Here is a 13,537-nt window from a genome sequence, read left to right on the forward strand (position 1 = left end):
GTGCGGCCGCACCCCGCCGCAGCGGTGGGGGTCAGGCCGCCGGGGCGTGCTCGGCCGCGACGTCGAGGATCCAGGTGATGCCGAAGCGGTCGGTCAGCATTCCGAAGGCGGGGGCCCACTGGGCGGGGCCGAACTCCTCGACGACCGTCGCGCCGTCCGCCAGGCGGTCCCACAACGCGCGGACCTCCTCGACGGTCTCGCCGCGGACGGACAGGAAGAACGGCTCGTCGGTGATGGTCGTCCCGTGCTCGCGGCGGGTGGTGGGCGCGCTCTTGGCGACCGGCGCGTCCGCCCCCGGCACGTCGTAGGCCATCACCCGGAACCCGTTGTCCGCGACGACCTGGCCGAACACCACCTTGCTGGCGTCCGGCGACTCGGCGGGCATCCCGAAGTCGCCGTAGGTGGCGGCGACGACCTGCCCGCCGAACACCGACTGGTAGAAGTCCAGCGCCTCGCGGGCCTGACCGCGGAAGTTGAGGTGGGCAACAGCGTTCACAGACATGGTTCTCCGGTCCTCCACAGGTGGTTCCACCGCCGGGTCCTCCCGGCGGTGAGCGCCACCGTGCCAGCAGTACCGGTCAGGGAACGTCCGGTACTCGTGGCAACCTGGTCGGCATGCCCACCGCTTCGTCGATGGCGACCTCCGGCCGCCTGCTCGCACTGCTGTCCCTGCTGCAAGTCCGCCGCGACTGGCCGGGGGACCTGCTCGCCCAACGACTGGGTGTCAGCGAACGCACGGTCCGCCGCGACATCGACCGCCTGCGCGGGCTCGGCTACCCCGTCCGGACGGCCAGGGGGCCGGACGGCGGGTACCGGCTCGCCGCGGGCAGCGACCTGCCGCCGCTGCTGTTCGACGACGAGCAGGCCATCGCGCTCGCCGTGGCGCTGCGCATCGCCGTCGCAACGGGAGCGGGCATCCAGGAGGGGGCCGCACGCGCCCTGGCGACGGTCCGCCAGGTCCTGCCCTCCCGCCTGCGGCAGCGCGTGGACGCCCTCGAGGTCGCCGCGGTCGAAACGGTGGGGCGCCACGCCACTCCCCAAGTCGACACCGAGGTGCTGCTCGCGTTGAGCGCCGCCATCCGGTCCACCGAGGAGCTGCGGTTCGACTACCAGTCACCGACGAGCCCCGACGAGCCCCGCCCGCCGCGCCGGGTGCAACCACACCACCTGGTTGTCCGAAGTGGACGCTGGTACCTGGTCGGCTGGGACCCGCAGCGCTCGGACTGGCGGATCTACCGCGCCGACCGGATGACCCCCCGCATTCCCAACGGCCCGCGCTTCACCCCGCGGCAGGTGCCGGGCGGCGACGTCGCCGCCTTCCTCTCGGCCCGGTTCAAGGGGTCCGAGAGCGAGAACACCTGGCCGTGCCGCGGCGAGGTGGTCCTCGACCTCCCGGCGGCGCAAGTGGTTCCGTTCGCGGCCGACGGCGTCGTCGAGGAGCTCGGCCCGACCCGGACCAGGTTGCTGCTCGGTTCGTGGTCCTGGTCCGCGCTCGCCGCGACGCTGGCGCGCTTCGACGCCGAGATCAGGGTCATCGGCCCGGATCCGCTGCGGGAAGCCTTCGCGCAGCTGGCCCGCCGCGCACAACGTGCCGCGGACAGCACGTCCGGTTGACCGGCCACCACAACGCCCCGCACAAGCGGGAGCCGCCTGCGGTAAGGCGAACCGCAGGCGGCTCAGGAGAACCACCCCTTCCGCGCGTGCCGCACCGGCTACCGCGCGAATTCCTCCTGCCCACCAAGGTTTTTCGCCTGGGACCGAGCCATCGGCATCGCGTCGGACCCGGCCTGCGGACGGCTGGTGACCAAGAGCAGCACCACGACGATCGACTGGACACCGATGATCAGGGCTTGCGTCACGGGCGCGTGCACCCCGAGCAGGACCATCGTCGTGTTGACCGAGAAGTGCACCGCGATCGAGGCGAGGACCCCGCCGCGCTCGTAGGCGTAGCAGGTCAGCATGGTCATCGGGATGTTGCTGACGGCGAAGAGCACCCCGCTCGGGCTGTCCAGGCCCAGTTGGTTCTGCACGGTCCCGTTGATGAAGAACAGCGGCAGGTGCCACACGGCCCAGATGACGCCGAGCACCAGGCCGATCTGGAAGCGCCCCATCGACGCCCGCAGCCGCGGGTAGGCGGTACCGCGCCAGCCCGGTTCCTCGGACAGCGGCCCGGAGATCACCATGCTGACCAGGAAGGCCGCGGGCCCGCCCGCGTTCGCCACGACGTCCAGGGCGGACTCCGGGCTCACCGCCGGGCCACCCGCCACCTGCGCCAGGAAGGCGGGTCCGAGCACCGTGGCCGAGGCCAGCACCAACAGCAGCGGCGCCCACAGCAGCGCCTGCCACCTGAACCGGACCGCGTGCTCCGGGACGGGCTCACCACGCAGACCGCGCCGGACCCGGACCACCAGGGCCGCGACCAGCGGGCCGAACGCACCGAGCAGGTAGGGCACGACCGCGGGCGGCGCCATCGCCGAGCCGCCGAGCCCGATCGCCGTGAACCAGGACGCCCAGCTCACGGTGAAGGCGAGGGCCATGAACAGCAGCAGGTCGCCTCGGTAGCGGCCCGCTGCGCGGGGTGTGGACATGTCAGGACTCCTACTAGAGGTGGCTGAGGTTCAATCGCGCGGTAAGCGCGCGGACGGGCGCGCACGCTGGGGTGTGGGGCCGAGTTGGCCGTCTCCGCTCAGCGTGGCTCAATCGCACCAGCCACCATTCGGACGTCCACGGCTGTCCCGGGGTTGCGATCCGCCGAGGCAGCCCGAGTGCCCGAACGGGCAGCCCTCGCGCGCAACTCCGCGGGTTGATCGCGCGCGGGAGGTCGGTCCGATCCTTACGAGTTCATTAAATGAAGTGAGCACCTTCCTTGAAGCCGGGGCGCGCAGGTCCGGCACGCCCTAGATTGCGACCCGCAGGCGTCGTGTCGCGGAGGGAGGCAGGTTATGGTGCGGGACCGCGCGTTGACCGGACCCCGACGTGGCGCGCTGCCCGCGGCGATCTGCTCCGCACCAGACGCGGTCGGCACCTGCGGGTTGGCCGCGGGGCCCGAGACGTGACAGGGCCCGGCCGACCGCACCGCGTCCTGCTGGTGCAGGACGGCCCCGTCGTCGTCGACCTGGTCATGGGCTACCTGCAACGCGACGGCATCCTGCCCGCCGCGGCAGGCGATGTCGAGACGGCGCTGCGGTTGGTCCGCAGCCTGACCCCGGACCTGATCGTCGTCGACGTGGCCCTGCTGGGCGACGGCAGCGCTGCGTTCTGTGAACAGGTCAGGCAGCACGTCGACGCCTCGTTCGTCCTGATCACCCCGGCGGCGCAGGGACATCTCCCGCTCGACCAGGTCGTGGTGGAGGGTTCCCTGACCGCGCCGGTCAGCCCCCGCGAACTGGTGCAGTGCATCCGGGCTGTGCTGCGTCGCGGCGCCGGTCCTGCCCCGCTGGAGACGCCACTGGAACTGGTCGCCGGTGACCTGGTGCTGGACCAGGTGTCGCGGGTGGCCACCAAGGGCGGGCGCCGCTTGGCGCTGTCGGCCCCGGAGTTCGACCTCCTGGCGCTGCTGATGAGCAATCCCGGTCGCGTGTTCCGCCGCGACGAGTTGTTCGAGGTGCTGTGGGAGAAGCACTTCGAGGACCTGGCGAGCATCGCCGTGCACGTCCACCGGCTACGCGAGGAGATTGAGGCCGACCCCGCCCAACCCGCGGTGCTTGTCACGGTGTGGGGTGTGGGGTACCGCTTAGACCCGCGGGCTACGCAGTGATCCTCATGCGCTGAGAGCGGCTCCTGCCGGGCGGCAGTGCTCCGCAGCCACCTGGCACCAGGTGGCTGCGGAGCTCCGGTCGGCGCCCGCGGGCGCGGGGTGGGGAGCCGACCGGGGACCACCCGCCGATCAATGGCGGCTGCTCCTCCTGCCGTGGCGCGCCGGTGCGGGCCGCAGACCCGCTAGCACCGCCGCAGGACAGAACCTAGGACGTGGCCCACCCGTCGAGCACAATCCCGCAACCCCAGAGGGAAAACCCTCACCGGCGGCAGGTCGTCCACAAAGGACTGGGCGGTGTGCGGTCCGGTCACCAGAACCGAGCTCGGGTGCCGGCTGAGGGTTTTCCCTCGACACGTCGCGCTCGGCGAACCCTGCGGGCACAGCTTCCTACCTTCGAGGGCGACGGCACCTGCCGTCCACCTGCGTTGTCGAAGTGGAAGAGGAACCACCATGCAGATCCGCAAGTTCGCCACGACCGTCGTGCTGTGCGCCGCTGGGATGTCCGTGCTCGGTGCGGGCAGCGCGCTCGCCGAGGGGTGGCACAACGAGGTCTGGGGCACCAACCTCACCAAGCAGGACTGCCACGCCCGCATGAACGCGGCCATCCAGAACCCCAACGTCGGCGGGGCCATCTGCGAGGACGGCAACAACGACGGGAAGTACACGCTGACCGTCAGCGTCCGCAACTGACCCGGCGCGGCGGCGGGCACACCCCGCCGCCGCCCGCCGGTCACCCGCGCGGCGCCGCTGCCACCAGGTCGTCGACGGTGCCGGACATGATCGTGCGGACGTTCGCGGTGATGTGCTCCAGCGGCCAGTCCCACCAGGCGGTCGCCAGCAGCCGGGCGATGTCCGCGTCGTCGTAGCGGGTCCGGATGAGGCGGGCCGGGTTGCCCCCGACGATCCCGTAGTCGGGGACGTCGGCCGTGACCACCGCTCCGGTGGCGACGACCGCCCCATGTCCGATGTGGACACCGGGTAGCACGGTGGACCCGCGGCCGATCCACACGTCGTTGCCCACCACCGTGTCCCCCCGGTTCGGCAGGTCGGTGAGCAGGTCGAAGTGCTCCGACCACGAGCCGCCCATGATGGGGAACGGGAACGTCGAGGGGCCGTCCACCCGGTGGTTGGCGCCGTTCATGATGAACCGGACCCCGGTGGCCAGCGCGCAGAACCTGCCGATGACCAGCCGCTCCGGTCCGTGGTGGTAGAGCACGTTGCGGGTTTCGAACGCGGTCGCACCGTCCGGGTCGTCGTAGTAGGAGAACTCCCCGACCTCGATCAGCGGTGACGTGATCAGGGGTTTGAGCAGCACCACCCGCGGCTGCTCGGGCATCGGGTGCAGCACGGGGGTCGGCAGGGGCGTTGGGCACTGTTCTCTCCAGGGTCCTCGTCAGGCCGGTACCAGGGCCCGCAGTTCGTGGTGCCCGCCTCGCCAGCGCCGCCGCAGCTGGCGGTCGTGGCTGACGACCACGAGGGCGCCGCGGTAGTCCGCCAGCGCGGCTTCCAGCTCCTCCACGAGGTCGGGCGACAGGTGGTTGGTGGGTTCGTCGAGCAGCAGCACGTCCGACGGCTCGGTGACCAGCCGCGCCAGCGCGAGCCGCTGCCGCTGCCCGGTGGAGAGCTCCGCCACGCGGGTGATGAACTGGGCACTGGTGAACAGCCCCAACGACAGCAGCCGTTCGGCGTGCTCGGCGACCTGGCCGGGACGCCCGCGGGCGAACGCGGCCAGCAGCGTCTCGCCGGGCACCGCCGGGCCCGGTTCCTGCGCCAGGTAACCGATCCGGCCGCGCCGGGCGACGGTACCGCTGTCCGCGGTGAGCTCCCCGGCCAGCACGCGCAGGAGCGTGGTCTTGCCCGCCCCGTTCGGGCCGGTGATCAGCAGGCGATCACCAGCGGCGACAGCGATGTTCGTCCGCCCCAACCGACCCGCGACAGCGACGTCCTCGGCGTCGAGGACCGTCCCCTGCGCGCGCCCGGCTGGCGGGGTGGCCGTGAAGCGCAGGGGCTCCGGTGGTGGCGGCACCGGCTCCGCGAGCAGGCGTCGCAATCTTTCCTCGGCGTTGCGGACGCGGCTGGCCAGCGACCGCTGCACCCGTCCGCCCGCCCGGTCGTAGGCCATCTTGTTGTTGTCCCGCATCGCCCGGCCCGGCGCGACCTCGCGCGCCGTGGTGGCCACGACCTCGCGGAGCCGATCAGCCTCAGCCCGCCACTCCGCGTGGGCCTGGGCCCACCGCTCGCGCGCCGCCGCCTTCTCCGCTCGGAACCCCGCGTAGCCGTTGCCGTAGCGGACGACGCGGTGCTGGTCGAGGTCGACCTCCAGCAGGCTGGTGGCAACCCGTTCCAGGAAGACCCGGTCGTGGGAGACCGCGACCGTGGTGCCGCGCCGGGCGCGCAGGTGATCCTCCAGCCAGGTCAGGGCGTCGTCGTCGAGGTGGTTGGTCGGCTCGTCCAGCAGCAGCACCTCCGGACTGGCTGCCAGCACGGCGGCCATGCGCAGCCGGACCTGCTCCCCACCGGACAGCCCGCCGACGGCTCGATCGCGCGCCACCAGTCCGAGTCCCAGGCCGCGCAACGCGCGCTCCACCCGGGCGTCGGCGTCGTAGCCGCCGCGCAGCTCGAAGACCGTGGACAGCTCGCCGTACTCGGCCAGCCCGGATTCGTCGCCGTCGGCCATCGCGGCTTCCAAGGCGCGCATCCGCTGCTCAATGGCGCGCAGGTCCCCCATGGCGCGGTCGATGACGTCCCGGACGGTCAGCTGGGGTGGCAGCCGCTCGTCCTGCGCGAGGTAGCCGACGCCACCGTCGGCGCGCACCACGACCTCTCCCCGGTCGGGCTGCTCCCGCCCGGCGAACAGGCGCAGCAGGGTCGACTTCCCGGACCCGTTCTCGCCGACGATCCCGGTGCGCTCACCCGCGGCGAGCGAGCAGGTGACCTCGTCGAGGACGAGCCTGCCGTGGAAGGACTTGCTGACCGCGAGCGCGGTGATCTGCGTGGGCATGCATGTGCTCCGAAGCGTTCGAGGGCGAAGCGGCCAGCGTGGACCGCAGGGCGGGACGAACACCTCGGAAGAGCATCGGCAACCTCACTAGTGCGACAGCAGTTGCATTAAGATAACCACGTCCCGTCCCGACGAGCAACTGGATCGCCGAAGATGAGCTCCGCACCCCCATCGGGCCGCACCCGACCAGGCGGCCGCACCGCCCGCACCCGCGCCCAAGTCCTCGCCGCGGTCAGCGCGGAGCTGGCCGAGCACGGCTTCGACGCCCTCACCGTGGACTCCGTCGCGGCCCGCTCCGGCGTGCACCGCACCACGGTGTACCGCCGCTGGCGCGACGTCGGCGGCCTGCTCACCGACCTGCTCGACGCCACCAGCGACGACGACTGGCAGCCCGCCGACACCGGCTCCCTGCGCGGCGACCTCGCCGCGCTGAACCGCGAGATCCAGCAGTCCCTGACCGAGCGCCCGTCGATCGCCGCGGCCCTGATCGCGGCGTCGTTCCGCTCCGAGGAGGCTGCCCGCGCCCTGCGGCGGCTGTGGGACGACCGCTACGGGCGCTGCGAACTCGTCGTCGAGCGAGCGGTCCAACGCGGCGAGCTCCCACCGGGAACCGACGCCCGCGCCCTGCTGGTCACCGCCACCGCACCGCTCTACCACCAACTGGTGCTGCTCGGCACACCACCGGATCCACGACTACCCGAGCACGCAGCCGCAACCGCCGCGCTCGCCGCACGAGCCGGAGCGTTCACCTCAGGGGACGTCGAAGGCGAGTAGCACGTTGCCGTGCTCGCCCGGGTACATCGGCTCGTACCCGGTCTGCACGTAGAGCGTGCCGTTGGCGACGACCGCACCACCGTTGCCGGAGATCGACCCCCCACGCCCGGTCAACCCGTTGGTAGAAGAACACGTCGTCACCGACCACGGCGGGCTGGCTCTTCACCCACGCACCGGTCTTCGGGTAGGCGAAGGCCCACTTCAGCTTGAGGTCGCCAACGGTGTCCGGGGTGATCTGGTGCCCACCAGTCCCAGCTCAGTTCACGAACCAGAACAGGAACGAGAGGGCGAGCACCGCAGCGCAGGTCAGGGCGAAGCCCCGGAGGAGGAGGCGGCGGCCCGCCAACCAGTCGGCCGCACCCCGACCGACCACCGCAGCGGCGACGGCAGGCAGCACGATCAGCGAGGTCGCGTTCATCAGGGCCATCACACCCAACCCGGCCACGAAGCCGAAGGCACCGAACGCGAGCAGCGCGCCCCAACGCCCGACTTCCAGCAGGCGGCACACCTTCTCGGCGACCAATGCCAGCGGCAGCCCCAGGACCAGCACCGCGCAAGCGACGAACGGCAACGCGACGAAGGTGATGACACCAGCAGCCACCACACCCCTGGCAGCCTCGACCTCGATCCCACCTGACAACCCGCTGCCGAGGAACACCAGGAAGACCGAGGCAGCAGCAACCGCGAAAGCAACGACCACACCAGCCAGCACCAGCCGCGCGTAGGAAACCTCAACTTCCCGCAGGCCCTGCGTCACCACGCTCCCCATCCATCCACCAAACCCGTGCCCCGCCAGCATAACGAGCACTCGTGAGCGGCGATGGTGGCTCCAACAACCATCGCCACTCACGAGTGGGTGTCGGCCCCTCGTGAGCGGCGATGGTGGTTGTTACGACCACCGCCACTCACGAGGAAGCGGGCGGGTCAGCGGCGGGAGAGGACCCACCAGGCCTGGAAGGCCGCGAAGGCGAGGACCACCGCGCCGACCACGCTCGTCACGTGTACGCCGTGGGTGAAGGCGTGCGCCGCCGAGTCGCGGAGCGCCACCGCCTGCTCCACCGGCAGGTCACCGGCCACCGCCAGCGCACCACCCAGGGTGTCGCGCGCAGCGTCCACGATGGACTCCGGCATGCCGGCCACGTCGACGCGGTTGCGGTAGGCCGCCGTGACCACGCTGCCGAGCACCGCCGTGCCCAGCGCCGCGCCCAGCTCGTAGCCGGTCTCCGAGATCGCCGAGGCCGCCCCGGCGTTCTCCGGCGCCACGGTGTTCATGATCGTGTCGTTGGTGGCCGTCTCAGTGATGCCCGCGCCGATGCCGACGACCATGAACGCCACCACCACCAGCCACGCACCGTCCTGCGCGGGCAGCAGCACCATCAGCAGGTAGCCCAGCGCGGTCGCGAGCATCGCCGCGCCCAGCAGCGCGGCCAGCCGCACCCGGCGGATCAACCGGACCGCGAGCAGCGAACCCACCACCGACAGCGAGATTCCCGGCAGCAGCGCCAACCCGGCGCGCAGCGGCGTCATCCCGAGCACCAGCTGCAGGTACTGCGTCATGAAGAACAGCCCGCCGACCATCACGAACACGGCCAGCAGGTTGCTGGCCACCGCGACGCTGAACCGCGACTTGGCGAACAGGCCCAGGTCCAGCATCGGGTCCGCCAGGCGGCGCTGGCGGCGCACGAACAGGTACCCGGCCACCAGCGCGACCGCCACCGCAGCCAGCGCCATCGCCCCGCCGCCGGCGAACTCCTTGATGCCGAGCACCAGCGCCAGCATCGCCAGCAGCGACAGCCCGGCGCTGGGCAGGTCGTACCGGCCCGGCCGCGGGTTGCGCGACTCCGGGATCACCAGCGGGCCGACGACCAGCAGCAGCACCATCACCGGCAGGTTGATCAGGAACACCGACCCCCACCAGAAGTGCTCCAGCAGCAGGCCGCCCAGCAGCGGTCCGAACGCGGCGCCACCGGCGAAGGTCGCCGTCCAGGCGGCGATCGCGGTGGTCCGGGCGCGCGGGTCGGTGAAGATGTTGCGGATCAGCGACAGCGTCGAGGGCATCAGCGTCGCCCCGGCCACGCCGAGCAGCGCACGCGCGGCGATGAGCAGTTCGGCGCTGGGCGCGAACGCCGCCAGCACCGAGGCCAGGCCGAAGCCGGTCGCGCCGATCAGCAGCAGGCGGCGGCGACCGATCCGGTCGCCGAGGGTGCCCATCGTCACCAGCAGCCCGGCGAGCATCAACGAGTAGATGTCGACGATCCACAGCAGCTGGCCGCCGGTGGGGCGCAGCTCCTCGCTGATGTGCGGCACCGCGAAGCTCAGCACGGTGTTGTCGACGGAGATCAGCAGGACGGGGAGCAGGAGCGCGCCGAGCGCGGCCCACTGCCCACGGGAAGTTCGAGTGGTTTCCAGGTTGGTCATCTCTACACGGCCTTGTTTCGATCTGTACCGTCCAGACGGTACAGATTCCGTCCAGACGGTATAGTAACCGTCCAGACGGTATAGTTCAAACCGTGGCAGCTTCCGATACCCGAGAACGCATCCTCGACGCGTTGCAGCGGATCCTGATCAACAAGGGCACCGCGGCCGTCACCCTGGAGTCCGTCGCCGCCGAAGCAGGCGTGTCCAAGGGCGGCCTGCTCTACCACTTCCGCTCCAAGCAGGCCATGCTGCAGGGCCTCACGCTGCGGCTGGAGGACGAAGCCCGCGCCGAGTTCGCGCTGGCCACCCGGAACGGCGTCGACGTCGTCCGGTACTTCCTGGAGACCTCGCTGCCCAGCAGCGACGCCGAGCTGGCCCTCTACTGGTCGGTCATCGCCGCGCTGCGCAGCGCCGAAGGCCTCGACGAGGCTGGCACCGAGGTGCTGGCCGAGGTGTTCGGCCGCTGGTCGGAGCTGCTCACCGACTACATCGGCGACCCGGTGCTGGCCGAGATCGTGCGCCTGGTCGGCGACGGCCTGTACCTGAGCGCGCTGTCCGGCCTGCCGCGCCCGGACCCGGACCTGCTCAGGCAGGTCTTCGACCGGCTGCTCGCGCAGGTCGCCGAGACCCGCGGGGACTGACCCAGCTCAGCGGGCCGCCGGTTCGGACACGATCGGCGGCACCTGGGTGTCCGTGGCGGGCACCCAGCGCGGCCCGTCCGGGCCGAACACGTCGCGGGGCTCGGGGAACGCCCGCAGCAGGCCGAGGTAACCGACCGCCGCGAGCACCAGCGACAGCGGCAGGCTGACGTCCACCCCGCCCGCCAGGTCACCCAGCGGTCCGACCAGCTGGCCGGGGATGTTGACGAACAGCAGCGCGACCCCGGCCGACACCAGCCACGCGGCCATGCCGCGCCAGTTCCAACCGCGGTCGAACCAGTAGCGCCCACCCCGCTGGCGCCGGTTGAACACCTGCAGCGCCTCCGGGTCGTACCAACCCCGCCGGGTCAGGTAGCCCAGGATCATCACGACCATCCACGGCGCGGTGCAGGTCACGATCAGCGCGGCGAAGGTGGAGATGCTCTGCACCAGGTTGAAGCCGAAGCGGCCGACGAAGATCAGCGCGATGGACAGCACGCCGACCAGCACCGTCGCCCGGACCCGCGAGAACCGGGGGAACACGCTGGAGAAGTCCAGCCCGGTGCCGTACAGCGCGGTGGTGCCGGTGGACAACCCGCCGATCAGCGCGATCAGGCACAGCGGCCCGAAGTACCAGCCCGGTGCCACCGCGAGCAGCCCGCCGACGTAGTTGGGAGCGTCCGCGGCCAGGTACTCCGGCGCGGCCTGGGCGATCACCGTGGCCGTGACCAGCCCGAACCCGAAGGGGATGATGGTGGACAGCTGCGCGAGCAGCGCCGCGGCCACCACCCGGTGGCGCGGGGTGGTCGACGGGATGTAGCGCGACCAGTCCCCCAGGAACGCGCCGAAGGACATCGGGTTGGCCAGCACGATCAGCGCCGAGCCGATGAACGACGACCAGAACAGCGGCGCGTCCGAGGTGGGCAGCGTCCCGGCGTAGGACGGGTCGAACCCACCGCCGAAGGCGACCGCGCCGAGCACGAACAGCGCGGTGGCGGCCACCACGGCGATCTTGTTGACCCACAGCATGATCCGGAACCCGTAGATGCACACGACCAGGACCAGCACCGCGAAGATCGCGTAGGCGACGGCGAAGGACGCTGGCGACTCCGGCACGGCCAGCACGCGGGCCGCGGTGCCGACCAGCGCGTCCCCCGAGCTCCACACCGAGATCGCGAAGAACGTGACCGCGGTCAGCAGGGACAGGAACGACCCGACGACCCGCCCGTGCACGCCGAGGTGCGCCGACGACGACACCGCGTTGTTGGTGCCGTTCACCGTCCCGAACACCGCCATCGGGCACAGCACGAGCGCCCCGGCCACCAGGCCGAGCGCGGTCGCGGCGAGGCCCTGCCAGAACGACAGCCCGAACAGGATCGGGAACGCGCCGAGCACCGCCGTGGAGAAGGTGTTCGCACCGCCGAAGCTCAACCGGAACAGGTCGACCGGGCGCGCGGTGCGCTCGGCGTCCGGGATGCGCTCGACACCGTTGGTCTCCACCCGCTTGAACGCTGGCGTCCCGCCCATCGGCCCGTCCTCCCCGACCACGTGCAGTGATCAGCAAAGACTGCGCCAACCCGCGCCGAGGCGGAATCGGTCGAAGCTCCAACGCCCGCTGCGCCCGTTGGACGAAAGCACAACCCCACCGCGCGCCCGTCCACAGTGCCCAGAACGCGCAGAACAGGCTGCCCGGGTGCTGATCCACCCCAGCAGCCTGTTCTCGCTCGCGTTGCGTGGAGAGCTGCGCGAATCGCGGAAGCTTAGCCCCAGGACGACCTCCGCTCGCAACGCCGCGGGGCCGAGGCCCCACCTCAGGACGGGTCACGGGCGAACAGTGGGCCCGCCAGCACCACCAGTCCCGGAGCCACCGACGCCGGCACCACCGACACCGGAGCCGCCGTTCCCACCGGTGCCGCCGTAGCCACCGCTGGTGGACCCCTCGCCGCCGTCCCCGCCGTCGCCACCGCCGGTGCCGCCGCCGGTGCCACCACCGTCGCCACCGTCGGCGCCCTCGACCACGACGCCGCTCAGGCCGACGCCACCTAAGCCGCCGTGCACCGGCAACGTCGTCATGGCCGTGCGCTCGGGCAGGAACTCAAGCCGCTGCTCATCGAGCTCCGCGGCCCCCAGCAGCCGTCTCCTCTCGGACATCTGCACCTCCTAGGCATCAGCGCGCTTGCAGCGGACCACCCAGGCGTACCCAAGGAAGTGCGGTTCGAGGCAGATCACCAGCCGATGAATGGCCCGCCAGGTCCGCCGATGCCCGGACCACCGATGCCGTAACCACCGATGCCGTGGCCACCGAAGCCGCCATCGCCGCCGTGGCCGCCCAGGTTGCCGTCACCGCCATCGCCGCCGTCACCGCCGCCGTTGCCGCCGCCGGTGCCGCCGCCAGTGCCACCGGCACCGCCGTTGATCACGACCCCATCCCAGCCACCGGCCTGGAACAGCGTCGACATGACCGTGCGCGGCGGCAGGAACTCGAGGCGCTCGTCGCCCAGCTCTTCGAAGCTCACCGGTCCAGATTCATCGAACACTTTCTTCCTCCCCAGTTCGAACGGGCTCGGAATGCAAGGTGGAGATCGATGCCGAACAAGGTCGCCAAACCCAGATCCCCCATCCAACGCCCCAGATTCGTTGGCATCAGGTCGGAGGGTAGATGTGCCGGAGCAGCCCCGCAGTCCGAAAAAGACCAACATCCGCAGCTGGATGGAAAGTGCCTGGTCACCACGCGTGGACGCGATTAACCACCAACACGCCGCGGCGGTTAGACGGACTACCGCGAATTGAGGAGGAGAGCGTTCGTCCGGAAAAGGAACGTAAAACCGCTGACCGCAATTCCACGCGCAGCGGACCTCCCGGGGCCTGGGCGACGAGCACCGGGACCACCGGTTCGGGTGGTCCCCGGCCCCGTCCCCCGACGGCACCGCCTCGGGTACCACCACTGCT

General features: G+C 71.3%; 15 protein-coding genes. 5 read left to right on the plus strand and 10 right to left on the minus strand.

The window, feature by feature from the left end:
* Window positions 1-31: 31 nt before the first annotated feature.
* A complete protein-coding gene (locus tag ABT324_RS29475) occupies window positions 32-502 on the minus strand; it encodes a VOC family protein (protein ID WP_351184093.1) in 471 nt (156 codons plus the stop codon).
* Between the two features lie 113 nt (window positions 503-615).
* Between ABT324_RS29475 and ABT324_RS29480 the strand changes: the two genes are divergently transcribed.
* Window positions 616-1,614 (plus strand): helix-turn-helix transcriptional regulator, encoded by a 999-nt coding sequence (locus ABT324_RS29480; protein ID WP_351184095.1) that lies wholly within the window; start codon window positions 616-618, stop codon window positions 1,612-1,614.
* Window positions 1,615-1,712: 98 nt separating this feature from the next.
* On the opposite strand, the gene ABT324_RS29485 is transcribed toward ABT324_RS29480, so the two are convergent.
* A complete protein-coding gene (locus ABT324_RS29485) occupies window positions 1,713-2,588 on the minus strand; it encodes a CPBP family intramembrane glutamic endopeptidase (RefSeq protein WP_351184097.1) in 876 nt (291 codons plus the stop codon).
* Between the two features lie 464 nt (window positions 2,589-3,052).
* On the opposite strand from ABT324_RS29485, the gene ABT324_RS29490 reads away from it, so the two are divergent.
* Window positions 3,053-3,757 carry a response regulator transcription factor gene (locus ABT324_RS29490; protein WP_351184099.1) on the plus strand — a complete coding sequence of 235 codons (705 nt, stop codon included), beginning with the start codon at window positions 3,053-3,055 and terminating at the stop codon, window positions 3,755-3,757.
* A 450-nt stretch (window positions 3,758-4,207) separates the two neighbouring features.
* Window positions 4,208-4,447 carry a hypothetical protein gene (locus ABT324_RS29495; RefSeq protein WP_351184101.1) on the plus strand — a complete coding sequence of 80 codons (240 nt, stop codon included), beginning with the start codon at window positions 4,208-4,210 and terminating at the stop codon, window positions 4,445-4,447.
* Window positions 4,448-4,487: 40 nt separating this feature from the next.
* On the opposite strand, the gene ABT324_RS29500 is transcribed toward ABT324_RS29495, so the two are convergent.
* Both ABT324_RS29500 and abc-f read right to left on the minus strand, forming a co-directional pair.
* Window positions 4,488-5,093 carry a CatB-related O-acetyltransferase gene (locus ABT324_RS29500; protein WP_351184103.1) on the minus strand — a complete coding sequence of 202 codons (606 nt, stop codon included), beginning with the start codon at window positions 5,091-5,093 and terminating at the stop codon, window positions 4,488-4,490.
* A gap of 57 nt (window positions 5,094-5,150) precedes the next feature.
* Window positions 5,151-6,758 carry a ribosomal protection-like ABC-F family protein gene (gene abc-f, locus ABT324_RS29505; RefSeq protein ID WP_351184105.1) on the minus strand — a complete coding sequence of 536 codons (1,608 nt, stop codon included), beginning with the start codon at window positions 6,756-6,758 and terminating at the stop codon, window positions 5,151-5,153.
* A gap of 153 nt (window positions 6,759-6,911) precedes the next feature.
* Here abc-f and ABT324_RS29510 point away from each other — a divergent pair, with 153 nt between their 5' ends.
* Complete coding sequence (locus ABT324_RS29510) at window positions 6,912-7,532, plus strand: TetR/AcrR family transcriptional regulator (protein ID WP_351184107.1); 621 nt, start codon at window positions 6,912-6,914, stop codon at window positions 7,530-7,532.
* Here the strand turns inward: ABT324_RS29510 and ABT324_RS29515 are convergent.
* The 3 genes from ABT324_RS29515 to ABT324_RS29525 all read right to left on the minus strand — a co-directional run bounded on the left by ABT324_RS29515 (window position 7,509) and on the right by ABT324_RS29525 (window position 9,950).
* Window positions 7,509-7,646: a hypothetical protein gene (locus ABT324_RS29515; protein ID WP_351184109.1), complete on the minus strand. Its 138-nt coding sequence runs from the start codon at window positions 7,644-7,646 to the stop codon at window positions 7,509-7,511. The genes ABT324_RS29510 and ABT324_RS29515 overlap by 24 nt on opposite strands.
* 142 nt (window positions 7,647-7,788) lie before the next feature.
* Window positions 7,789-8,301 (minus strand): hypothetical protein, encoded by a 513-nt coding sequence (locus ABT324_RS29520; RefSeq protein WP_351184111.1) that lies wholly within the window; start codon window positions 8,299-8,301, stop codon window positions 7,789-7,791.
* A gap of 155 nt (window positions 8,302-8,456) precedes the next feature.
* Entirely contained in the window at window positions 8,457-9,950 is a 1,494-nt protein-coding gene (locus ABT324_RS29525; RefSeq protein ID WP_351184113.1) for an MFS transporter, read from the minus strand.
* A gap of 92 nt (window positions 9,951-10,042) precedes the next feature.
* Here ABT324_RS29525 and ABT324_RS29530 point away from each other — a divergent pair, with 92 nt between their 5' ends.
* Window positions 10,043-10,591, plus strand: a complete 549-nt coding sequence (locus tag ABT324_RS29530) for a TetR/AcrR family transcriptional regulator (RefSeq protein ID WP_351184115.1) — start codon at window positions 10,043-10,045, stop codon at window positions 10,589-10,591.
* A gap of 6 nt (window positions 10,592-10,597) precedes the next feature.
* Here ABT324_RS29530 and ABT324_RS29535 read toward each other — a convergent pair whose 3' ends face one another.
* The 3 genes from ABT324_RS29535 to ABT324_RS29545 all read right to left on the minus strand — a co-directional run bounded on the left by ABT324_RS29535 (window position 10,598) and on the right by ABT324_RS29545 (window position 13,104).
* Window positions 10,598-12,115 (minus strand): purine-cytosine permease family protein, encoded by a 1,518-nt coding sequence (locus tag ABT324_RS29535; protein WP_351184117.1) that lies wholly within the window; start codon window positions 12,113-12,115, stop codon window positions 10,598-10,600.
* Window positions 12,116-12,409: 294 nt separating this feature from the next.
* Entirely contained in the window at window positions 12,410-12,739 is a 330-nt protein-coding gene (locus ABT324_RS29540) for a hypothetical protein (RefSeq protein WP_351184119.1), read from the minus strand.
* 74 nt (window positions 12,740-12,813) lie between these two features.
* The gene (locus tag ABT324_RS29545; RefSeq protein WP_351184120.1) at window positions 12,814-13,104 is read right to left on the minus strand and encodes a hypothetical protein; all 291 of its coding nucleotides are present in this window, start codon (window positions 13,102-13,104) and stop codon (window positions 12,814-12,816) included.
* Between the last annotated feature and the right edge of the window lie 433 nt (window positions 13,105-13,537).

The sequence above is a fragment of the Saccharopolyspora sp. NPDC000359 genome (assembly GCF_040300525.1).
Lineage (GTDB): Bacteria > Actinomycetota > Actinomycetes > Mycobacteriales > Pseudonocardiaceae > Saccharopolyspora.